Origin of the sequence: Lysobacter stagni (genome assembly GCF_030053425.1) — a bacterium.
Lineage (GTDB): Bacteria > Pseudomonadota > Gammaproteobacteria > Xanthomonadales > Xanthomonadaceae > Lysobacter_J > Lysobacter_J stagni.
Map to the genome: position 1 here is coordinate 1,481,537 of NZ_JASGBI010000001.1, position 19,299 is coordinate 1,500,835.

24 protein-coding genes are annotated in these 19,299 nt (G+C 68.9%); 16 read left to right on the forward strand and 8 right to left on the reverse strand.

Going from position 1 to position 19,299, the window contains the following annotated elements:
• Nucleotide 1 precedes the first annotated feature (1 nt).
• Both motA and motB read left to right on the forward strand, forming a co-directional pair.
• Nucleotides 2-859, forward strand: coding sequence for a flagellar motor stator protein MotA (gene motA / locus QLQ15_RS06650; protein ID WP_283212046.1), 858 nt, complete (start codon nucleotides 2-4; stop codon nucleotides 857-859).
• Between the two features lies 1 nt (nucleotide 860).
• Nucleotides 861-1,844 carry a flagellar motor protein MotB gene (gene motB, locus QLQ15_RS06655; protein ID WP_283212047.1) on the forward strand — a complete coding sequence of 328 codons (984 nt, stop codon included), beginning with the start codon at nucleotides 861-863 and terminating at the stop codon, nucleotides 1,842-1,844.
• A 9-nt stretch (nucleotides 1,845-1,853) separates the two neighbouring features.
• On the opposite strand, the gene QLQ15_RS06660 is transcribed toward motB, so the two are convergent.
• Nucleotides 1,854-2,600, reverse strand: a complete 747-nt coding sequence (locus tag QLQ15_RS06660) for a hypothetical protein (protein WP_283212048.1) — start codon at nucleotides 2,598-2,600, stop codon at nucleotides 1,854-1,856.
• A 193-nt stretch (nucleotides 2,601-2,793) separates the two neighbouring features.
• Here QLQ15_RS06660 and QLQ15_RS06665 point away from each other — a divergent pair, with 193 nt between their 5' ends.
• The 12 genes from QLQ15_RS06665 to QLQ15_RS06720 all read left to right on the forward strand — a co-directional run bounded on the left by QLQ15_RS06665 (nucleotide 2,794) and on the right by QLQ15_RS06720 (nucleotide 10,071).
• Complete coding sequence (locus tag QLQ15_RS06665; protein WP_283212049.1) at nucleotides 2,794-3,000, forward strand: dodecin; 207 nt, start codon at nucleotides 2,794-2,796, stop codon at nucleotides 2,998-3,000.
• A gap of 179 nt (nucleotides 3,001-3,179) precedes the next feature.
• Nucleotides 3,180-3,401 (forward strand): hypothetical protein, encoded by a 222-nt coding sequence (locus QLQ15_RS06670; RefSeq protein WP_283212050.1) that lies wholly within the window; start codon nucleotides 3,180-3,182, stop codon nucleotides 3,399-3,401.
• Nucleotides 3,402-3,409: 8 nt separating this feature from the next.
• Nucleotides 3,410-3,724, forward strand: a complete 315-nt coding sequence (locus QLQ15_RS06675) for an antibiotic biosynthesis monooxygenase (RefSeq protein WP_283212051.1) — start codon at nucleotides 3,410-3,412, stop codon at nucleotides 3,722-3,724.
• A gap of 47 nt (nucleotides 3,725-3,771) precedes the next feature.
• Complete coding sequence (locus tag QLQ15_RS06680) at nucleotides 3,772-4,323, forward strand: DUF4166 domain-containing protein (protein WP_283212052.1); 552 nt, start codon at nucleotides 3,772-3,774, stop codon at nucleotides 4,321-4,323.
• A gap of 75 nt (nucleotides 4,324-4,398) precedes the next feature.
• Nucleotides 4,399-4,941, forward strand: a complete 543-nt coding sequence (locus tag QLQ15_RS06685) for a lipocalin family protein (RefSeq protein ID WP_432277782.1) — start codon at nucleotides 4,399-4,401, stop codon at nucleotides 4,939-4,941.
• Nucleotides 4,942-5,007: 66 nt separating this feature from the next.
• A complete protein-coding gene (locus QLQ15_RS06690; RefSeq protein ID WP_283212053.1) occupies nucleotides 5,008-5,430 on the forward strand; it encodes a hypothetical protein in 423 nt (140 codons plus the stop codon).
• 71 nt (nucleotides 5,431-5,501) lie between these two features.
• Nucleotides 5,502-5,918, forward strand: a complete 417-nt coding sequence (locus QLQ15_RS06695) for a hypothetical protein (RefSeq protein ID WP_283212054.1) — start codon at nucleotides 5,502-5,504, stop codon at nucleotides 5,916-5,918.
• Between the two features lie 97 nt (nucleotides 5,919-6,015).
• Nucleotides 6,016-6,921: a phosphogluconate dehydrogenase (NAD(+)-dependent, decarboxylating) gene (gene gnd, locus QLQ15_RS06700; RefSeq protein WP_283212055.1), complete on the forward strand. Its 906-nt coding sequence runs from the start codon at nucleotides 6,016-6,018 to the stop codon at nucleotides 6,919-6,921.
• Between the two features lie 86 nt (nucleotides 6,922-7,007).
• Nucleotides 7,008-7,442 (forward strand): hypothetical protein, encoded by a 435-nt coding sequence (locus QLQ15_RS06705; RefSeq protein ID WP_283212056.1) that lies wholly within the window; start codon nucleotides 7,008-7,010, stop codon nucleotides 7,440-7,442.
• A 143-nt stretch (nucleotides 7,443-7,585) separates the two neighbouring features.
• Complete coding sequence (locus QLQ15_RS06710; RefSeq protein ID WP_283212057.1) at nucleotides 7,586-8,095, forward strand: DUF1993 domain-containing protein; 510 nt, start codon at nucleotides 7,586-7,588, stop codon at nucleotides 8,093-8,095.
• A 225-nt stretch (nucleotides 8,096-8,320) separates the two neighbouring features.
• Nucleotides 8,321-9,298 carry a winged helix DNA-binding domain-containing protein gene (locus QLQ15_RS06715; protein ID WP_432277783.1) on the forward strand — a complete coding sequence of 326 codons (978 nt, stop codon included), beginning with the start codon at nucleotides 8,321-8,323 and terminating at the stop codon, nucleotides 9,296-9,298.
• Nucleotides 9,295-10,071 (forward strand): N-acetylmuramoyl-L-alanine amidase, encoded by a 777-nt coding sequence (locus tag QLQ15_RS06720; RefSeq protein ID WP_283212059.1) that lies wholly within the window; start codon nucleotides 9,295-9,297, stop codon nucleotides 10,069-10,071. Before QLQ15_RS06715 ends, QLQ15_RS06720 begins: the two co-directional genes overlap by 4 nt.
• A 3-nt stretch (nucleotides 10,072-10,074) precedes the next feature.
• On the opposite strand, the gene QLQ15_RS06725 is transcribed toward QLQ15_RS06720, so the two are convergent.
• Both QLQ15_RS06725 and QLQ15_RS06730 read right to left on the reverse strand, forming a co-directional pair.
• A complete protein-coding gene (locus QLQ15_RS06725) occupies nucleotides 10,075-11,370 on the reverse strand; it encodes an APC family permease (protein WP_283212060.1) in 1,296 nt (431 codons plus the stop codon).
• Nucleotides 11,371-11,535: 165 nt separating this feature from the next.
• A complete protein-coding gene (locus QLQ15_RS06730; protein WP_283212061.1) occupies nucleotides 11,536-12,069 on the reverse strand; it encodes an outer membrane beta-barrel protein in 534 nt (177 codons plus the stop codon).
• Nucleotides 12,070-12,400: 331 nt separating this feature from the next.
• Between QLQ15_RS06730 and QLQ15_RS06735 the strand changes: the two genes are divergently transcribed.
• Together QLQ15_RS06735 and fnr are read left to right on the forward strand one after the other, a co-directional pair.
• Nucleotides 12,401-12,880, forward strand: a complete 480-nt coding sequence (locus QLQ15_RS06735) for a hypothetical protein (protein WP_283212062.1) — start codon at nucleotides 12,401-12,403, stop codon at nucleotides 12,878-12,880.
• A gap of 251 nt (nucleotides 12,881-13,131) precedes the next feature.
• The gene (gene fnr, locus QLQ15_RS06740) at nucleotides 13,132-13,899 is read left to right on the forward strand and encodes a fumarate/nitrate reduction transcriptional regulator Fnr (RefSeq protein ID WP_283212063.1); all 768 of its coding nucleotides are present in this window, start codon (nucleotides 13,132-13,134) and stop codon (nucleotides 13,897-13,899) included.
• A 24-nt stretch (nucleotides 13,900-13,923) separates the two neighbouring features.
• Here the strand turns inward: fnr and QLQ15_RS06745 are convergent, their stop codons facing one another.
• Genes QLQ15_RS06745 through QLQ15_RS06765 form a run of 5 tightly spaced genes read right to left on the reverse strand, consistent with a single transcriptional unit; the run spans nucleotide 13,924 to nucleotide 19,291 of the window.
• On the reverse strand, nucleotides 13,924-14,643 hold the full coding sequence (locus QLQ15_RS06745) for a sulfite exporter TauE/SafE family protein (protein ID WP_283212064.1): 720 nt from the start codon (nucleotides 14,641-14,643) through the stop codon (nucleotides 13,924-13,926).
• Nucleotides 14,633-14,824, reverse strand: coding sequence for a cbb3-type cytochrome oxidase assembly protein CcoS (gene ccoS / locus QLQ15_RS06750; protein ID WP_283212065.1), 192 nt, complete (start codon nucleotides 14,822-14,824; stop codon nucleotides 14,633-14,635). The genes QLQ15_RS06745 and ccoS overlap by 11 nt, the downstream gene beginning before the upstream one ends.
• Nucleotides 14,821-17,226 carry a heavy metal translocating P-type ATPase gene (locus QLQ15_RS06755; RefSeq protein WP_283212066.1) on the reverse strand — a complete coding sequence of 802 codons (2,406 nt, stop codon included), beginning with the start codon at nucleotides 17,224-17,226 and terminating at the stop codon, nucleotides 14,821-14,823. The genes ccoS and QLQ15_RS06755 overlap by 4 nt, the downstream gene beginning before the upstream one ends.
• A gap of 2 nt (nucleotides 17,227-17,228) precedes the next feature.
• Complete coding sequence (locus tag QLQ15_RS06760) at nucleotides 17,229-17,720, reverse strand: FixH family protein (protein ID WP_283212067.1); 492 nt, start codon at nucleotides 17,718-17,720, stop codon at nucleotides 17,229-17,231.
• Nucleotides 17,721-17,737: 17 nt separating this feature from the next.
• Nucleotides 17,738-19,291 carry a 4Fe-4S dicluster domain-containing protein gene (locus tag QLQ15_RS06765; RefSeq protein WP_283212068.1) on the reverse strand — a complete coding sequence of 518 codons (1,554 nt, stop codon included), beginning with the start codon at nucleotides 19,289-19,291 and terminating at the stop codon, nucleotides 17,738-17,740.
• Nucleotides 19,292-19,299: the final 8 nt, after the last annotated feature.

The following is a 19,299-nucleotide window of genomic DNA, read 5'->3' on the forward strand; positions in this document are numbered from 1 at the left end:
CATGTTCATCATCATCGGCTTCATCGTCGTGCTCGGCAGCGTGCTCGGCGGATTCGTGCTGTCGCACGGGAAGATCGGCGCACTGTGGCAGCCGTACGAGCTGCTCATCATCGGCGGCGCCGCGTTCGGCGCGTTCCTGGTGGCCAACCCGATCAAGGTCGTGAAGGCCTGCGTGGGCGGCATCCCGCGCCTGCTGAAGGGCGCCCATTACAAGAAGAGCGACTACGTCGACATCCTGGCGATGCTCTACGACGTGCTGATGAAGGCGCGCCGCGAGGGCATGATGGCCATCGAGCGCGACGTGGACGACCCCGCCTCCAGCGAGCTGTTCTCGCGTTATCCGAAGCTGCAGGCGGACACGCGCCTGATGGAGTTCACCACCGACTGCCTGCGCCTGATGGTCAGCGGCAACTTCGAGCCGCACGAGCTCGAACAGGTGCTGGACATCGAGCTGGAGACGCACACGAAGGAAGCCAACGAGCCTTCGCATGCGCTGCAGGTGCTGGCCGATTCGTTGCCGGGCTTCGGCATCGTCGCGGCCGTGCTGGGCATCGTGATCACCATGGCTTCGATCGGCGGCGAAGCGGCGGAGATCGGCAAGCATGTGGCCGGCGCGCTGGTCGGCACGTTCCTGGGCATCCTGCTGGGCTACGGCTTCGTCGGCCCGCTGGCGACGGCGATGCACCACCACGCACAGGAAGAAGCCAAGGCGTTCGAAATCATCAAGATGGCGCTGGTGTCCAGTCTGCGCGGCTACTCGCCGAGCGTGGCGGTGGAGTTCGCGCGCAAGCTGCTGTTCTCCGACATGCGCCCGGCCTTCAGCGACCTCGACGCCCACCTGCGGGCCAACAAGCGCTGACATGGCCGCCAACCGCGAACGCCCGCTGATCATCCTGCGCCCGGTCAAGCGGGTCGTGGCCGGCCATCACGGCGGCGCCTGGAAAGTGGCGTACGCGGATTTCGTCACCGCGATGATGGCGTTCTTCCTGGTGATGTGGCTGGTTGGCATCACCGACAAGCAGCAACGCGCCGCGATCTCCGAATACTTCAAGAACCCCAGTGCCGTGCCGGGCCGCTCGCTGAAACCCGCGCCGGGCGCCAACGGGCCGGGCGGCGCGGCCGACCGTCTCATTCCCACGACCAGCGCCGTGGCGGTCGCGGGCGGCCACGGCGCGGAGTTCGGCGCGCGCGAACCGATGAAGATCACGCCGCAGGCCGCCAAACAGGCGGCGCGCGAAGAAGAAAAAAGGCGACTGGACGCGCTCAAGCGCACGCTGGAGGAAGCGGTCGAACGCAGCCAGGCGCTGGCGCCGTTCAAGGACCAGTTGATGATCGACCTCACGCCGGAAGGGCTGCGCATCCAGATCGTCGATCGCCTTAACCGACCGATGTTCGACTCGGCCAGCGCACGCCTGAAGGACTACGCGCACAAACTGCTGGGCGAGCTGGGCAAGCTGCTCAACGATGGCCACCACAGCATCGCGCTGAGCGGACACACCGACGAGATGCCGTTCCACGCGCTGGGCGGTTACGGCAACTGGGAACTGTCGGCCGAGCGCGCCAATGCCGCGCGTCGTGCGCTGGTGGAAGGTGGGCTGGAAGAGGTGCGCGTGTCGCGCGTGGTCGGCCTGGCGGCATCGGTGCCGTTCGACAGGACCGATCCGCGCGCGGCGATCAACCGCCGCATCAGCATCGTGGTGCTCAACACGGAGAACGACTCGACGTTGCCGGAAGCCGCACCATCGCACCTGCCGACGCCGCGTGCGCCGGCACCGGGCTCTTCACCGGTGGAACCGGTGCGTGTGGTGGCGGGAACACCGGAAACGGCGCCCTCGCACGGCTGAGGTGTGGGCTCAGGCCTGGCAGCCGCAGCCGGTCGAGGGCTTAGCGCACATCGGCGGAACCATCCACTCCTCGCGCCAGGCCTTGGTGGATGGGGACAGCCGGATCACGGCACTGCGCGCACCGATGTACCAGCGCCCCTGACGGCGCACCAGCGAGGCGGGATACACCTGGCCCCAATGCCGGTTGGTGTGCAGTCGCGTGGCCGCCAGCGTGCGCAGGTCCACCTGCGTCATGCCGGTGCCCGTCACCAGTGTCCACGTGCTGTCCTGGGCCACGGCAGCACCCGGCGCCTCGCCCAGGTCGAGTGCCTTGTCGATCTGCCAGCGCGTCGCGCCCTGACGCTGCATGCGGTAGATCTCGCCACGGTCGAGTTGCGGCTGTCCCGTCGCGATGTAGACGTCGCCGCGGAACTGCGTGAAGGCGATGGCGTTGGCGCGCAACAGCTCCACCCGTTCGCGACCCGAGTCCGACACCCATTCCACCGTGCCCACGAACTCACCGCGGTTGCTGCCCACCAGGCGACCGCCCCCGGGCAGGGCCATGGCGAGATCCGGATGGCGCGAGGCATCGCTGGCGAACAACAGCTCACCGTGCGTACCGGTGCGCACGGTCCAGTCGTATTGCGATTGGTTGGCGCAGGTCCATTCGCGTTCGTTCGCGGGCGGTGCGACCGCCGTCCACGCGTTCGGCGGCGCACCGGTGGCCGCCGCGAACGCGACGGACCAGGCGAGCGCGCCGGTCATGAAAGTCCACATGTCGTGCCCCCGGGCACGGATTCCCCTGCGACCAGCCTACGCCGCCGCCGCGGCGTGCGATGCGGCAAGTCGATGGCCGTCGCGATGGCGGCGACGGGCGGCGGCGAAACGGCATCACATCGCACTTATGGGCGGGGTCTATGATCCATCGGCGCGCGATGTCCAGCGGTGTCCATTTCCCCGGGAGAGTCCCATGAGCGAGCACGTCTACAAGTCACTCGAACTGACCGGTTCCTCGAAGAGCAGCAGCGACGACGCGATCCGCCGCGCCATCGAACGCGCATCCGAGACGGTCCGCAACATCAAGTGGTTCCATGTGCAGGACGTGCGCGGACACGTCGAGGACGGCAAGATCGCGCACTGGCAGGTGACCATCAAGATCGGATTCACCCTGGAATGAGCGAGGCGAATCAGCGCGGCCTCATCGAAGACTGCCTGCGCGCCTGCGGCTGAGGCGCGCGCCGGCAGGCGCTTCTAGCCTTGAGCTGGATTCAACGAAGCCTTGCCAAAGCATCGCTTTTTCAACGCTCAGGAACGGCCTAACTTTCATTCCACCTCAAGTGGCAAAGGGAGTCGGCCGTGAATATCTACACCGGATTGCTGTTCCAGCAGGGCTATATCCAGGACCCCGCGCTGGCGCTGTCGCTGTCGGACGAACAGGCGCAAGGCGAGCGCGTGGAAGAAGTGGCGGCGACGCAGGCGCCGGAGCCCAGGCGCGAACGTCGTGGCGTGTGCGCGACCTTCCACAGTCACGCTGTGTCGATGGTGTGCGGCGCCACCGCGCTGTCGCCGTTCCGCTGAGCGCGGTCATGATCGCCCGGCTGTGGCATGGCATCACGCTGGCCGAGCAGGCGGAGGCATATCTGGCCTTCCTGCGCGACCGTGCGGTGCCGGACTATCGCCGCACGCCGGGCAACCGCTCGGTCAGCCTGATGCACCGCGTGGAAGGTCGGGTGGCGCACTTCCTGGTGCTCACGCATTGGGACAGCCTGCACGCGATCGAGGCCTTCGCAGGCACCGATGTGCAACGCGCGCGCTACTACCCGGAAGACGACGCCTTCCTGCTCGAGTTCGAACCGACCGTGGTGCATTACCGCGTCGACGAGGCCGCACCGCAGGCCTGAACACCCGCGCCTCTGCCACACTGTGGCGGGGGCGTCGGGGGGGCGACATGCACGCGGTGGAACGGTGGTTCGGCGAAGGGTTCGACACATTGCATCCGCGGCTGCGCGAACTGCACCGTCGCGGTAGCGTGCTGCGCGGCGAGGTGGTCGTGACATTCGGTGCGGGACTTTCCGGATGGATCGGGCGTCGCCTCGCGCGGCGCATGGGCGCGCCGGACCGGGCGTGCACGACGGAACTTCGCGTCGACCTGCACGCCGATAACGAGGTGTTGCATTGGCACCGAACCTTCGGTGGCACGAAGACGATGCTCTCGCGCTTCGTGCCCGTGGGTGCGTGGCCCGATGGCCATTGGCTGGAAACGACGGGCCCGTTGCGCCTGGCGCTGTCGGTGGACACCGCCAGCGGCGGTTGGCGATGGTGCACGCGCAGAGCATGGCTGCATGGGCTGCGCGTGCCGCTGGCGGTACTGCCGCGCGTGCAGGCGGGCAAGCGCATCGATGACGCCGGTGGCTATGTGTTCGAGGTGTCGGTGTCGTGGCCGCTGCTGGGAACGCTGTTCGCCTATAGCGGCCGACTCGCCGCCGATCCGGTTACCTGACCGATCACGCGACCGCGACGTTGCCACGGCCAACCTGCCTGCATCCGATGTTGCGGGTGCCGCCGGGAGAGTTTCATGCCGCGATGGCCGATGTTCGCGTTGCTGCTGCTGATGGGCTGCGCGCCCGTGCGGGCGGGCGGCGACGAGAACGCATCGGTCGCGCAGCTGGACCTGCAGCGCTATGCCGGGCAGTGGTACGAGATCGCACATCTTCCGATGTTCTTCCAGCGCCACTGCGTGGCGGATATCACCGCGACCTATACGCCGCGCACCGACGGCACCGTGGGTGTGCGCAATGCGTGCCGGATCAAGGATGGAACGATGGATGTGTCGCAGGGCATCGCGCGCCCCGTCGCTGGCGAGGCGGGACAGCTGGAGGTGCGCTTCGCGCCGGACTGGCTCTCATGGCTGCCGCTGGTATGGGCCGACTACTGGGTGATCGACCTGGACCCGGAGTACCGCTGGGCGGTGGTGGGCGGACCGGACCGCGAGCATCTTTGGGTGCTCTCGCGCTCGCCGCGCATGAACCATGCGTTGTTCCAGCGCCTGAAGGCGCGCGCCGCGGCGAAGGGCTACAACCTGCGCGAGCTGAAGGTGATGGCCCCGCTGACGCCCTGAACGCGCGCGCGCGGCCGCAGCCGTCCTAAAATGCCATTCCGTTCGACGCGTCCGCAGGCAGGCACCATGTCACGCAATTCCAAGGTCAAGCGCGACGCGCGCAAGAAGAAGGAGCCGGCCCGGCCGATCCGCCGCCTGGGGGCTTCATTGCAGCCGCACGCCCAGCTACTCGACGAGAACGACACCGCCGTCGGCGGCGTGGGCTGGCGCGACGGCGAGTGGTTGCTGGTGCTGGGTGGGCAGGTGGTCGCGCGCAGCGAAAGCGCCGCGATGGCCCTGGCGATGCTCAAGCACGTGGTTGCCGTGCAGGCCAGCGCCGATCGCGACCTGCGCCTGGAAGCTTCGCCCCCGTTGCTCACTGCGGCCAGCCGCGAAGCCGAGGGCCTGGGCCACACGCTGGAGGAATACCTCGCCGTGCTGGAACAGGAACGCCTGGAGCGCGCCCTCGGCGCGCCGGTAGCAACCACGCCGTCTGCTTCGACGCACTGACCACGCGCGCTGGCCGGCGCGCGTCGCCGCCCGCGTTGCCCAAGGCAGCGGGCACGCATCGGAGGCCGGTCATGCGCAGCCGTTCAATGCGGTGGTGGTTGATGGTGATGGTCTGCGCCTGCGGCGTCGCGATGGCGCAGGACCTGCGCCCGGATTCGCTCAAGCAGTACGGCGGCACCTATTCGCCCGCCTGCGGCGATGTCTCCGCGCCCCGCGTGCGCATTTCCGCCGAAGGACTGGAGATCGCGCACGGCACGCGCACCCTGCGCACGCCGGCACGCATGGATTCGTACACCAGCTTCGGCGCCGCGCCGACGTCGCCCGTGCCGGAGGGCTATCGCGTGGAGTTCATCGGCGATGATTTCTCGCTGTACGTGTTCGAAGACGCCAAGGGCCTGCACGTTCCGTTGCAGGACTTCGTTCCGGCCGCGCTGGCGGTCGTCGGCGCCAACGGCATGAAGGCGCGCTTCGCCCGCTGCGAACGCTGAGGCGTTCACGTCGCCTTCGCATCGCGCGCCGGGGGTGAAGTGCGCGCACGCTTGCGCCATGCTGTGCGCATCGTCAACGGCGTACCGGAGCGGTGGCATGGAACTGGGCATGGTCGGACTGGGGCGGATGGGCGCCAACATGGCGCAACGCCTGGTGCAGCACGGACACCGCGTGGTGGGTTTCGATCCCGGGCCGCAGGCGCGCGAACAGGCCTCGCAGCGCGGCATCGATGCGGTCGGCAGTCTTGACGAACTGGTGGATGCACTGGCCGCGCCGCGCGCGATCTGGCTGATGGTGCCCGCGGGCGAGACGGTGGATCGCACGCTGGCCGAACTGCGTCCGCGGCTGGCCGCCGGCGATGTGGTGATCGACGGCGGAAATTCGTACTACCAGGACACCGTGCGCCGTGCGAAGGAACTGGCCGTGGACGGCATCGCCTACGTCGATTGCGGCACCAGCGGCGGTGTGTGGGGCCTGGCGGAAGGCTACAGCCTGATGGTGGGCGGCGACGAAGCCGCGGTGGAACGGCTTCGTCCAGTGTTCGAAGCACTGGCGCCGGCGCCCGATCGCGGCTGGGGCCGCGTGGGTCCCAGCGGTGCGGGCCACTTCACCAAGATGGTCCACAACGGCATCGAGTACGGAATGATGCAGGCCTACGCCGAGGGCTTCGCCATCATGGAGCGCAAGCACGAGTTCGGCCTGGACGTGGCGCGCATCGCCGAGATCTGGCGCCACGGCAGCGTCGTGCGTTCGTGGCTGCTCGACCTCAGCGCCAACGCGCTGCAACGCAATCCCACGCTGGACGGCATCGCACCGTTCGTGGCCGACTCCGGCGAGGGGCGTTGGACCGTGGCCGAAGCCATCGCGCTGGATGTCTCCGCGCCGGTGATCACGCTGTCGTTGCTGGAGCGCCTGCGTTCGCGCGAGGGCGACTCCTTCGCGGACAAGCTGCTGGCCGCCATGCGCGGCGAGTTCGGCGGCCACGCCATCCGCCATTCGTGACGCCGCCGGTCGGCGCGCGGCATGACGCGCCGCCGCATCGACTTAGGCTGACGACGGGCAATCGCGCCCGGAGGGGAGACCGCCTCATGACGACTGTGGCCGCTTCGCGTCCCGCCAGCTACTGGCTGATCGCAGTGTTCGCGCTGTTGTGGAATCTGCTGGGCGTGGCGATGTTCTGCATGCAGTTCATGGCGACACCGGAGCAGATCGCCGCCATGCCACCGGAAACGCGGCAGGTCCGCGAGGCCCTGCCGGACTGGGTGCAGGTGGCCTATGCGGTTGCCGTCTTCGGTGGTGTGCTCGGCGGTATCGGCCTGCTGCTGAGGAAGCGCTGGGCGGCCACGTTCTTCCTGGTTTCCCTGGTCGGCCTGGTGGCGCAGTGCCTGGGCACGTTCCTGCTCACGCCGGCGTGGTCCGCGATGGGACCGTCGGGCCTCGTGTTGCCGATCGTGCTGGTGGCGATCGCGTGGTTCCTGTTGTCGTATGCGCGCCGTGCCGCGGCGCGTGGCTGGTTGTCCTGAGCGATCGCGGGTGCCGGCCAGTGGGCCGGCACCGCGCGAGAGGCATTGGCCCGCGCACGGGACGGCGCTTCCCTGATGCGATGGCTAATCGCCGTGCGACGGTGACGCTACGCTGACGGCCCGACCACTGCCGCCCGATGCCCATGGCCCTGACCACGTACCAGATCATGATCCCCACCGTGCTGCGCGCGCTGCGCAACCTTCACCATGTGTTGCAGGTGGGAGAGAAGCATGCGATCGACAACGGCATTGCGGCAGACCAGCTGCTGCAGTCGCGCCTGATCGAGGACATGTTGCCGCTGGTGCGCAACGTGCAGATCGCCACCGACACCGCGAAGAACGGCGTCGCGCGCCTGGCCGCGGTGGAGGCACTCAAGTTCGAGGACGACGAGACCACGTTCGCGCAGCTGTACGCGCGCATCGACCGCGCCATCGAGTACATCGCCACCTTCACGCCGGAGCAGCTGGACGGCAGCGAATCGCGCTCGATCACGCTGGCCACGCGCACCTGGGGTGACCTGCACTTCGAAGGCCCGGCCTACCTCAGCGACTTCATGCTGCCCAACTTCTTCTTCCACACCACCACGTGCTACGCGATCCTGCGCAAGGCCGGTGTGCCGCTGGGCAAGAAGGACTATCTCTTTCCCAGCTGAGCCTTGCGCGGTCGTGGTGAATGTGCCGGACGGGCGTGTGGAACAATGCGCGCTGCCGTCCATGACCGGTGCCGCGCATTCATGCCACCCCGTCGTCCAGGTCCACGCGATCTCAACCGAGCACTGCTGGCGCGGCAAGGGCTGCTGAAACGGCAACGCCGGGGCATCGCACCGGCATTGCACGCCTTCGGTGGATTGCAATCGCAGGAGCCCAAGGACCCGTTCGTGGCCCTTTGGTCGCGCCTGTCGGGATTCCGTGGCCAACAACTGCACGAAGCCGCTCGCAATGGCGAGATCGTGCGCGGCACCTGGCTGCGCGCGACGATCCATCTCGTGTCGGCCGACGACTACGTCGCGTTCCGCACGCGGTTGCAACCGGTCATCGATCGGGAACTCACCGCCACGCGCTGGCGCTCGATCGGAGACGGCTTCGATGAAGCGCGCGCGGAGCAGCTGGCTCGCGCGCTGCTGGAACGGGCGCCGATGAGCGCCCAGGCGCTGGGCGAGGCGCTGCAGGTGCACTTTCCGAAGGCGGACAGGTCGGCGCTGGGGCACTGGGTGCGCACGCGTGTGCCGTTGGCGATGGTGCCCGGTGACGAACGATGGGGCTGGTCGCGACCGCCACGCTTCGTGCCCGCCGACCGGTGGCTGCAACGTCCGCTCGAAATGTCCGACCTGGACACGTTGCTGCTCCAAGGCATCGCGGCGATCGGTCCGGTCACCGCCGGCGACCTGCGCATGTGGTCGGGATTGCCCGGCATCGCAGCGCGACTGGAGGCGTTGCGACCCCGACTGAAGGTGTTCCTCCTCGAAGACGGGCGCGAACTGTTCGACCTGCCCGACGCACCGCGCCCGCGCGCCGATACGCCGGCGCCGGTGCGGTTCCTGCCCGAGTTCGACAATGTCCTGTTGTCGCATGAAGACCGCTCGCGCATCGTGCCGGCTGCGCATGCGCGCCGCTTCAACCAGACCGCCAACGGGCGACGCCCCCGCGCGGTGCTGGTCGACGGCTTCGCGCGCGCCGGCTGGACCTGGACGCGCGAACGCAACCAGGCCACGCTGCAGCTGCAGCCGTACGAACGCTTCGATGCCGCCACGCGCGATGCGCTGGAGGCCGAAGCGCTGGCACTGCTGCACTTCCTCGAACCCGACGCCGCAACGCACCGCGTGCGGACGCATGCGATCTCCGGAGCACGCACATGACGCGAGGTTTCACCCGGGCCACCGTCCTCATCGCAGCGCTGCTGCTCGGCGCCTGCGCCAGTGCGCCACCGCGCGAACCGAAGGCGGAATGGCGCCCTTCGCTCAACCACAATGAGCGCAGTGCGGTGATGATCGTGGTGCACCAGACCGAGATGGAGAGCGCCGAGGCCGCGCTGCTCACGCTGCAGACGCGCAATTCCACCGGCCGGGTCAGCGCGCACTACCTGATACGCGACGATGGCGGCCTGTACCAGCTGGTCGCCGAAAGCGATCGCGCATGGCACGCGGGTGCCTCGCGCTGGGGCGGGGTGACCGACATCAACTCGGCGTCCATCGGCATAGAGCTGGACAACGACGGCGTGGAGCCGTTCAGCGATGCGCAGATCACGGCACTGCTGAAGCTGCTGGACGACATCACCGGGCGTCTGGACATCCCGCGTCACCTCGTCGTGGGCCACGGCGACATCGCGCCCACGCGCAAGCAGGATCCCAGTGGTCTGTTTCCGTGGAAACGACTGGCCGACGCCGGCTACGGCCTGTGGCCACGGGAGCCGCGCGCCGAACCGCCCGCGGGGTTCGATGGATGGGCGGCGCTGCGTCTGGTGGGCTACGACCTTCGTGACCCGGCGGCTGCGCTGCGCGCGTTCCATCGCCACTACCTGGGCACCGAGGAAGAGCAGTGGTTGCCGGGCGATGCGTCGATCCTGTTCGATCTGCAACAGCAACTGATGGAAATGCCACCACCGCCGCCACCGCCACCGCCGTCGCCCTGAGACTCACCTGGGGGCGCGCCGGAAGCGGTGGATCACCGCACCGATCAGCAGCGCGACGGCGGCGGCAGCCAGGTTGGCAACGCTGGCACTCGCCAGCAAACCCAGGCTCAGCACGATCGCGGCGATCGGGATGAGCGGCCCACCGGGCAGCCGCAGCGCACCTTCGCGATCGCCGTGGCGATGGCGCAGCACCAGCACCGAGCCCGCGGTGCCCAGGTACGTGCACAGGCGCGATACCACCGACAACAACGCCAGCTGCACGAACGAGCCCGAAAGCGCCAGCACCAGCGAGATCGCGCCGATGACGAGGATCGCGACCACCGGCGTGCGGAAGCGGGGATGGATGGCGGCCAGCGAGCGCGGCCCGTAGCCGTCGCTGGCGAGGGCGAGCAGGTAGCGCGGCGCCATCATCACCGTGTTGCTGCTGGTGCCCAGGATGGAGATCGAGGCACCCACGGTCATCAGCAGCGCGAGCGTCTCGCCGCTGAAACGCGAGGCCGCGTCGGCCAGCGGCGTGGAAGACGATGCCAGCCCCGGCAGTGTGCCCAGGGCCACCCATTGCACGCTGACGTACACCAGCGTCACCGTCGTGATCATGGTCAACAGCGCGAACGGCACGTCGCGGCGCGGGTTGCGGTACTCGCCCGCGGCGGCGGGCAGGTTCTCGAAGCCTGCGTAGGCGAACAGCAACAGCAACGCAGCCTCGCCCAGGGGGCGCGCGGACAGCGCCGAGTTGTCCGGCGAAGCGAGCGAGGTGTCGACATGGAACGCACCGATCGCCACGAACAGCAGCAACGGCACGAGCTTGCCGATCGCAAGCAGCGCGCCGGTCTGTGCCGCGGCGCGCACGCCGGCCACGTTCACCGCGACCAGCGCGCCGAGCGATACGGTGACGATGGCAATGCGGCCCCAGCCGGTGTCGGCGCCGGGCCAGAAATGCGTGACCGCCTCGGCCAGGCCGTTGCTCAGCGCTGCGGCGGTGGCGATGCGCGTGAGCAGCAGCATCCAGCCGACTTCGAACCCCACCAGGGGGCCGAACGCCTCGCGTGCGTACAGATAGCCGCCGCCGGGTGCGTCGAAGTAGCTCGCGGCCTGCGCGTAGCACAGCACCAGCAGGCTCACCGCCAGGCCCGCCAGCAGCACCGCCCACAGGCTCGCGGGCCCCAGCAGCGCGGCGGCGGCAGCGGGCAGCAGATAGATGCCGCTACCGATGACGTCGTTGATCGACAGCCCGACGATCTGCCATCGGCCGACAGCGCGAACCGTGGTCGGCGGCCCCGGGGGCCGCGGCGTGCGCATGTCCAATGAGGCGACTCCCGGCGTGGCCTGGAGGCCGAGCGTGCCCGAGTCCACGCATGCGCGTCATGCGGCGGCGCGCCATCGGCGTGCAGGGAGCGCGGAAAACGAAAGGGCCGCCGGTCTGCACCGGCGGCCCTTGTTCACGTCACTGCGTCGCGGTTGCGATCAGAAGTCGTAACGCACCTGCAGCTGGGCGAGATCCAGATCCGTGTCCTTGACCTCGAAGCGGCTGTACTCGCCGCGCAGCGCGAGGCTGTCGGTGAAACGGTACTGCAGGCCCACGCCGTAGGTGGGGTCGGTGCCGTTGTCGTCATTGTTGCCGACGAGCGAGGGGATCGCGGTATCGAGGTCCCAACGCTGGAAGCCGGCCTTCGCGTAACCGGAGAAGCGGTCGGTGAACGGAACGGTGCCGACGGCGGTGAGATAGACCGAACTGGCTTCGAGCTCGGGGCCAGTGCCGCGCGGCTCGAGCTTGCCGAAGTCGGCGTAGCCCGCTTCCAGACCGAAGTAGCGGTTGAACTGGTAGCCGCCGAACACCGAGAACGCGGTGTCCTCGTCGTCGTAATTGCGCTCGTCGACGAACGACTGGCCGACGCCGGCGCCAGCGTAGAAACCCTTCTCCGCGGCCTGCGCGCCGAACGCGGCGGCACCGGCAATGACGGCAACCAGGGCAGTGGACAGCATCTTGTTCTTGCTCATTTGTGCTTTGACTCCTGCATCGACACGCCGCGCGAAAGGGGGGAGGGAGCGGCTGCGTCGTGCGATGGGCCCTGGCGGAGTGCCTGGACAGCCATCGCTGCGTGAAAGAGATGGGCGCGCGCGATGCGGAACAAAGCCCGGATTCCGGGGATGCTGCGTCCCGCGAGCGGAACGTGTCGCCGGCGATAAGGCCCGTGGTAATTTGCCGAATCTGGCGGCAAGGTCATGCCCGCGTGCTGCGCTCCGCGGGCTTCCTAAGATCGGGGGTCGGCCGCCGCGTGGGGTATGGCGCGCTCCGATTCAATCCAAGACATGCAAAGGAGTCATGCACGTGATCGCAAGGAAACTGTTGCTGGCCGCCGTCCTGGCCGGCGTTCTCATCCCCCTTTCGGCCTCCGCCAACGACGCGTTCGACGTCGGTGAGGTCATTTCCAAGCAGGAGCGCGTGCGCCGCGATGCGGAAACGGGCGCGCGTGGATTCAGCGAACTGACGCCGGACAAGCGCAAGGAATTCATGCAGCGGCAATCGGCGCTGCTGGAATCGCTGCGCGGTCGGACCTACGCCGAGCTGGACGCGCAGCAGCGCACCCAGGCCGCGGGCGAGATCGCGTGGCTCGACGGCGTCGTGAGCGAAGCGGCCGACGAGCGTCTGGTGTGCGAACGCCTCCGCACGCCCGGCTCCAACCGCGTCACGCGCTCGTGCATGAGCGTTCGCCAGCTGCGGGAGCGGCAGGAAGCGGCCAGCAAGCAGATGCGCCCGCCGGAAATCACGACGCAGTCGCCGTCGTACGGCGGTGACGGCAATCGCTGACGCGTGAGCGAGGCTGAATGCCGCGTCGACGTGCGGTCCGCACGGCGGCATTCGTTCATCCTCGGCGGTGCACTGTGGCATCGCGACACCGGCATCGGCCTGCCGACCGGGCGCCGCGCGAGCCCCGTCAGAGGGCGGACTACGGGTGGTGTGGCGCGAAAGGCGGCTTCGGCCGCCTTTCGCTTTCCTGCGGCCCTGCAGTGTGCGCCGTGTCGCGAAAATGGCGGTGCCGCATGCGACAATAGGCCCAGATGAACGATTCCGCTCCCCTCGACTTGGCGCGGTTGCGCCGCAGTTGCTCCCAATGTTCGTTGCAGCAGCTCTGCCTTCCGGCAGGCATCACTGCGCACGAACTGGATCGGCTGGACGAGATCGTCCGTCGCCGGCGCACCATCGAGCGTGGCGAACGCCTGTTCCGCATCGGCGACCCGCTCGCGGCCGTCTACGTCGCCCGCGATGGCGCCTTCAAGACCGTCACCATCAGCGAGGACGGCGAGGAACAGGTGGTGGGCTTCCACCTGCCGGGCGAACTCATCGGACTGGATGCCCTGGGCGAAGGCGCGCACCGCTGCGAGGCCATCGCGCTGGGCAACGCGAACGTGTGCGACGTGCCGTTCGACCAGCTCACCGTGATCGCGGCGCAGCTGCCGAGCCTGCAGCAGCAGCTGCTGCGCGTGATCGGCCACAGCCTCAACCGCGACCACGACCACATGGAAATGCTGGTGCGTCGCCAGGCCAACGAGCGCATCGCGCTGTTCCTGCACGGCTTGGGCGAGCGTTTCCGTCAGATCGGCCAGTCGCCGGTGGCCTTCAAGCTGCCGATGAGCCGCGAGGACATCGCGCGTTACCTCGGACTCGCTCTGGAAACCGTCAGCCGCGGCTTCACGCGCCTGCAGGAAGACAACGTCATCGCCGTGCACGGTCGCCGCGTCGAGATCCTCGATCCGGAAGAGCTGGTGCGCCTGGCGCATGGCGTCGATGCGGACGAGGCGCCGGCCCGCGCACGCAGGTCGCGCTGAGGTTCATCTCCAACGCGCGTGGTGTCAGGCTGGCGGCGTCACGCAGCCCAGCGCGCCCAGCACCGAATGCATCGCGGGAACCTGCATCAGCCACGGTGCAGCGATCGTGGTCACGCCCGCCATCATCACCAGCGCCGCGCCGGCATGGCGCCAGCGTGTCTGCAGCCAGCGCCCGAAACGCGCACCGCTCCAGGTGAGCGGCAACATCACCGGCAACGTGCCCAGGCCGAAGGCCGCCATCGTCAGTGCGCCGTGCCATGCGCTCGCCTGCAACCAGGCGGCGGCGAGCAGGGTCGTGCTCAGGCCGCAGGGCAACCAGCCCCAGAGCATGGCCAGGCCGAGGCGTTTGGCTCGCGTGTCGGCAGGCAGCAGTCGCTGCTGAAGCGGGCGCAGGGCCTGCCAGAAGCGCGAACCGGGCCCACCCAGAAAGCCCAGTCGATTCTTGCGATCGAACAGGCGCAACGCGACGACGATGAGCACCGCGCCGACCAGCATGCGCAGTCCCGTCGCCAGGCCTTCCACGCGTGCCACGCCGACGATGCCGTGGCCCAGCCCGCCCGCGATCGCGCCGGCGATGACGTAACCGCCGATGCGTCCGAGGTTGGCTTCCACCGCGGGCGCGATCGAGGTGCGCGCGTTCGCGGAAAACGTACTGGCGATACCGCCGCACATCGCTGCGCAATGCGCGCCGCCCAGCAGGCCGCTCAGTGAGGCCGCGCCCAGCGTGAGCCAGTCAATCGGCATGGTCGTCCGGCGACTGCGGCTGCGACTGCTTCGGAAGCGGGAGCGGATCGTCGCGCAGGATGTCGATCGCCGGCGTGTCCAGATCGTCGAACTGTCCCTTGCGCACGGCCCAGACGAAGGCGCCGATGGCGATGCCGAGCAGCACGATGCTGATGGGAACGAGGAGAAGGAGGATGTTCATGCGCGATGCCTCGCAGTCGAAGCGCTGCGTCCAAGACGCAGCGCGTTGAGCGTCACCAGCAGCGACGAGCCCGCCATGCCCAGTGCCGCGATCCACGGTGTGACGTGACCGGTCGCGGCCAGCGGAATGGCAAGCACGTTGTAACCCAGCGCCCAGGCCAGGTTCTGCCGCACCACAGCTTGCGTGCGCCGGGCCAGGGCGATGGCCTGCGGAACGCGCAGCAGCGAGGGGCTGGTGACCACGAAGTCCGCAGCGCGCTGGGCCAGCGCGGCGCCTTCGGCCATCGCCAGCGACACATCGGCGCCGGCGAGCACCGGCGCATCGTTCAGGCCGTCGCCGACCATGGCCACCACCTCGCCGCGCGACTGGCGTTCGCGAACGAGCGCGAGCTTCTGTTCCGGCGTCTGGCGCGCGTGCACGTCGTCGATGCCGACCTGCCGGGCGAAGCGTGCCACGGCTACAGGCGCATCACCGCTGCACAGCTCCACCGCGATGCCGGCCTCTCGCAATCCGGCGACGGCGTCGCGCGCACCGTCGCGCAGGGTTTCGCGCACGCCGAAGCGCGACACCGCGCGACTGTTGCGACCCAGCCAGAGCGCGCCGTCGTCCCGCCCATCCGCGGCGAAGTCCGCGCGGCCCAGGCGCCAGTGCTCGCCATCCACGCGACCCTCGATGCCCATGCCGGCCACGGCACGCACTTCCTGCGCCACGTGAGGCGAAGCGACGTCGATGAATGCCTGCGCCAGCGGATGGCCGCTCTCGCGCTCCAGCGCCGCAGCGATCGCGAGCGCGGTGTCGGTATCGAAGCCGTCGAACGCCTCGACCGAATCCAGTTGCGGGCGCCCGTTGCTGAGGGTGCCGGTCTTGTCGAGGATGACGCGGTCGACGCGCGCCAGTGTCGCCAGCGCGTCGCCACGCAGCCCGAGCACGCCCATGCGGGCCAGCGCGCCGTGCGCCACCGTGAGCGCGGTGGGGATCGCCAGCGACAGCGCGCATGGGCAGCTCACCACCAGCAGCGCGAGTGTCACTTCGAATGCGCGCGCGGGCTCGTGCATGCGCCACCACGCGAACGTGGCCACGGCGCACAGCACCAGTACGACCAGGAATGCCGCGGACACGCGTTCGGCGATGCGCGCCAGCTGCGGGCGCGTACCCTGCGCATGTTCCACCAGGCGGGTGAGTTCGGACAGGCGGGTGTCCGCACCCACGCGCGTCACGCGCAGGCGCGCGGCCTGTTCGCGGCAGACGCTGCCGGCCAGTGCGCCTTCGCCGGGATCCCGCCGCACGGGGGCGGATTCGCCGGTGATGAGCGCTTCGTCGAACGAAGAAGACTGATCGAGCAGCACGCCGTCCGCGGGCACGGCCTCACCCGTGGCCACGCGCACCACGTCGCCCACGGCGAGCTCGCCGACCGGAACCTGCTCCGGCTGTCCGTCGCGCGCCTCGCGCGTGGCCAGCGCGGGCCGCGCACGCGCCAGTGCATCGACCTGGGCACTGGCGACGCCGCGCGCGCGCTGTTCGAACATGCGCGCCACCAGCAACAGCAGCACGAACATCACCGCCGCGTCGTACCAGACGTGCGCGCCACCGCGCAGGGTTTCGACCAGGCTGGCGAAGTAGGCGAGCAGGGTGGAACTGGCGATCAGCGTGTCCATGCCCAGGCGCCGCCCGCGCAACTCGTTCCACATGCCTTCCAGGAATGGCCAGCCGGAATAGAACACCACCGGCGTGGATACCAGGAAGGTGATCCAGCGGAAGAAATCGCGGGTAGCGGTGGGCATCTGCTGCGCGCTGTCCAGGTACAGCGCCTCGGCGAACATCATCGCCTGGAGCGCACCCAGACCCGCAACGCCCAGTCGCAACAGCCAGCGCCGGCGGTCGCGGCGGCGCGCCTGCTCGCGCGCCTCGCCCGTGGCCAGCCACGGGCGGTAGCCCAGCGCGCTCAGGCGCGACATGAGGCCCGACAGCGCGACCTTCGCCGGATCCCACGCGATCACGATGCGTCCGGTCACCGCGTTGGCACCGGCATCGAGCACGCCGGGATGGCGGCGCAAGGCGCGGTCGATCAGCCACGCACACGCGGCGCACCGCATGGCGTCGGTGAGCACGGTGATCTCGCGGCCGCCGGGAATGACGCGACTGTGCTCGGCGAGCACGACATCGCGATCCCACGCGGAGAAGTCAGCGCCGCCCGCGTCGACGCGGCCGGCCGGCACGGTGCGCAGCTGGTAGTAGTCGCCCAGCGCGGCCTCGCGGATCCACTCGGCGGCCGCGGCGCATCCGGTGCAGCAGAACGCGCCCTTCGCACCGACCACGGCGTCATCGGGAAGCGGTGCGCCGCAATGCAGGCAATCCGCACGTGCGGTGACGACGGAACCGGTCGCGGAGGCGGCGACGGACACGCTCACTCCTTGGCCAGCGAGGGCCCCAGGTAGGCGGCGAGCTGGCCGGCATGCAGGCGTCCACGCAGACGCCAGGAACCGTCCGACGGGGTCAGTTGCAGCAGCCAGTCGTGATCGAGCGGCAATTGCACCGGCGCGCGCCAGCCCAGCTCGGATGGCTGCAGCTGCAGCGTGCGGTCCTGCGTGGCTTCGGTGGGATGGGAGAGCGTGAGCGTCAGCGGACGATCGCGACCCACCGCGCCTTGGCCGAAGCCGCCGTCCACCGGCAGCAGTTCGACGTTCTTGCGGTCCACGCGCAACACGGCCGACAACTTGAGCTCCTGCGCGCGTGCATCGGGCGCGAGTTCGGTGACCTGGATCTGCGCGGTGCGTTCCACGGTGTCGATGACCGCGTCGGTGCTGCCGCTTTCCAGGGCAATCACCACCAGCCCGACGCCCGCGACGATGGAGGCGATCGGCAGGCCGATCACCAGCCAGAGCACCGGGTTTCGCATGGAGCGACGCTCATCCATCACATCGGCCCGAAGAAGGTGGAGGGAACATCCGTCTGCGCGGCGCCATCGGTGCGCTGGACGCGGAAGGTGATGGTCTGCTTTCCGCGCACGTCCTGCGGCGCGGACACCACGATCGGCAGATTGGAAACCTGCTCGGCCTGCGCCTGCACCGTCAGTTCGCCGTCGCGCAGCACGATGCCGGCCGGCGCCTGCAGGGTGATGCGGAAGGTGTGCGGTGCGGTGTCCTTGTTCACGAGCTTGAGGGTATAGCTGTTCTCGACCCGATTGTCGTCGGTCTGGCGATACAGCGCATTGCGGTCGCGCAACACTTCCGCGATCAGCGGGCTGCGGTTCGCCACGCCCCAGGCCCAGGCCAGGCACAGCGCCAGCAGCAGCGCGCCGTACACCCAGACGCGGGCGCGCAGCACACGCGTGGGCTTGCCGTCGATGGCGTTCTGCGTGGCGTAGCGGATGAGGCCGTGCGGATAGCCCATCTTGTCCATCACCTGGTCGCAGGCGTCGATGCAGGCGCCGCAGGCGATGCACTCGTACTGCAGGCCGTTGCGGATGTCGATGCCCGTGGGGCAGACCTGCACGCAGATCGTGCAGTCGATGCAGTCGCCCAGTTCATCCGGCGCGAACTTCGGCAGCGGTTCGACCTTCAGGCCCACGTCGGTGACGGCGGTGGTGCCGGCCGCCTGCATGGCGGTGTCGGTGCCGAAGTGGGCGGCGCGGACCACGTAGTCGTAGGCGGTCTTCACGTCGAGCAGGCCGCGCGCGCGTTCGAGCACGCTCTGCAGGCCGCGCTTGCGTGGACCGCGCGGTTCGCCGCGCATGGGGTCGTAGGCGATGATCAGCGTGTTGCGGTCGAACATCGCGCTCTGGAAGCGCGCATAGGGGCACATGTACTTGCAGACCTGCTCGCGCAGGAAGCCGGCGTTGCCCCAGGTGGCCAGCGCGTAGAACAGCACCCAGAAGGTTTCCCATCCGCCCCAGCCCGGCGCCTGGCCGACGAAGGGCGTGCGTGCGGCGAGGTCGGTGATCGGCGTGAAGAAGCCGACGAACGTGAAGCCCGTCCACAGCGCGAACACCAGCCACAGCGCGTGCTTGCCGCCCTTGCGCACCAGCTTGTTGCGGTTCCACGGGCCCGCGTCGAGCTTCATGCGTGCGTTGCGGTCGCCTTCGGTCCACTGCTCCATCCACAGGAAGACTTCGGTCCACACCGTCTGCGGGCAGGCGTAGCCGCACCACAGGCGGCCGGCCAGTGCGGTGAAGAAGAACAGGCAGAGGCCGGCGATGATCAGCAGCATCGCCAGGAACACGAAATCCTGCGGCCAGAAGTTCAGGCCGAACACGTAGAACTTGCGTGCGGGCAGGTCGAACAGCACGGCCTGGCGGCCGTCCCAGCGCAGCCACGGGAACACGTAGAACATGCCCAGCAGCAGCACCACGGCCAGCTTGCGCCAGGTCTGGAAACCGCCCTGTACGTCGCGCGGATAGATCTTCCGCTCGCTGACGTACAGCGCGTTGCCGCCGTCATCCAGCAGGTCGATCGCGATCTTCTTGGTCATTGCGGTTG

Coding starts and splice junctions, on each gene's coding strand:
- gnd (WP_283212055.1), top strand. CDS start 6,016: ATGGAACTGGGCATGGTCGGACTGGGGCGGATGGGCGCCAACATGGCG.
- QLQ15_RS06695 (WP_283212054.1), top strand. CDS start 5,502: ATGCGCAGCCGTTCAATGCGGTGGTGGTTGATGGTGATGGTCTGCGCC.
- QLQ15_RS06690 (WP_283212053.1), top strand. CDS start 5,008: ATGTCACGCAATTCCAAGGTCAAGCGCGACGCGCGCAAGAAGAAGGAG.
- QLQ15_RS06745 (WP_283212064.1), bottom strand. CDS start 14,643: ATGCCGATTGACTGGCTCACGCTGGGCGCGGCCTCACTGAGCGGCCTG.
- QLQ15_RS06705 (WP_283212056.1), top strand. CDS start 7,008: ATGACGACTGTGGCCGCTTCGCGTCCCGCCAGCTACTGGCTGATCGCA.
- fnr (WP_283212063.1), top strand. CDS start 13,132: ATGAACGATTCCGCTCCCCTCGACTTGGCGCGGTTGCGCCGCAGTTGC.
- QLQ15_RS06730 (WP_283212061.1), bottom strand. CDS start 12,069: ATGAGCAAGAACAAGATGCTGTCCACTGCCCTGGTTGCCGTCATTGCC.
- QLQ15_RS06660 (WP_283212048.1), bottom strand. CDS start 2,600: ATGTGGACTTTCATGACCGGCGCGCTCGCCTGGTCCGTCGCGTTCGCG.
- QLQ15_RS06685 (WP_432277782.1), top strand. CDS start 4,399: ATGCCGCGATGGCCGATGTTCGCGTTGCTGCTGCTGATGGGCTGCGCG.
- QLQ15_RS06665 (WP_283212049.1), top strand. CDS start 2,794: ATGAGCGAGCACGTCTACAAGTCACTCGAACTGACCGGTTCCTCGAAG.
- QLQ15_RS06725 (WP_283212060.1), bottom strand. CDS start 11,370: ATGCGCACGCCGCGGCCCCCGGGGCCGCCGACCACGGTTCGCGCTGTC.
- QLQ15_RS06675 (WP_283212051.1), top strand. CDS start 3,410: ATGATCGCCCGGCTGTGGCATGGCATCACGCTGGCCGAGCAGGCGGAG.
- QLQ15_RS06765 (WP_283212068.1), bottom strand. CDS start 19,291: ATGACCAAGAAGATCGCGATCGACCTGCTGGATGACGGCGGCAACGCG.
- QLQ15_RS06710 (WP_283212057.1), top strand. CDS start 7,586: ATGGCCCTGACCACGTACCAGATCATGATCCCCACCGTGCTGCGCGCG.
- QLQ15_RS06720 (WP_283212059.1), top strand. CDS start 9,295: ATGACGCGAGGTTTCACCCGGGCCACCGTCCTCATCGCAGCGCTGCTG.
- motB (WP_283212047.1), top strand. CDS start 861: ATGGCCGCCAACCGCGAACGCCCGCTGATCATCCTGCGCCCGGTCAAG.
- QLQ15_RS06680 (WP_283212052.1), top strand. CDS start 3,772: ATGCACGCGGTGGAACGGTGGTTCGGCGAAGGGTTCGACACATTGCAT.
- QLQ15_RS06760 (WP_283212067.1), bottom strand. CDS start 17,720: ATGCGAAACCCGGTGCTCTGGCTGGTGATCGGCCTGCCGATCGCCTCC.
- ccoS (WP_283212065.1), bottom strand. CDS start 14,824: ATGAACATCCTCCTTCTCCTCGTTCCCATCAGCATCGTGCTGCTCGGC.
- motA (WP_283212046.1), top strand. CDS start 2: ATGTTCATCATCATCGGCTTCATCGTCGTGCTCGGCAGCGTGCTCGGC.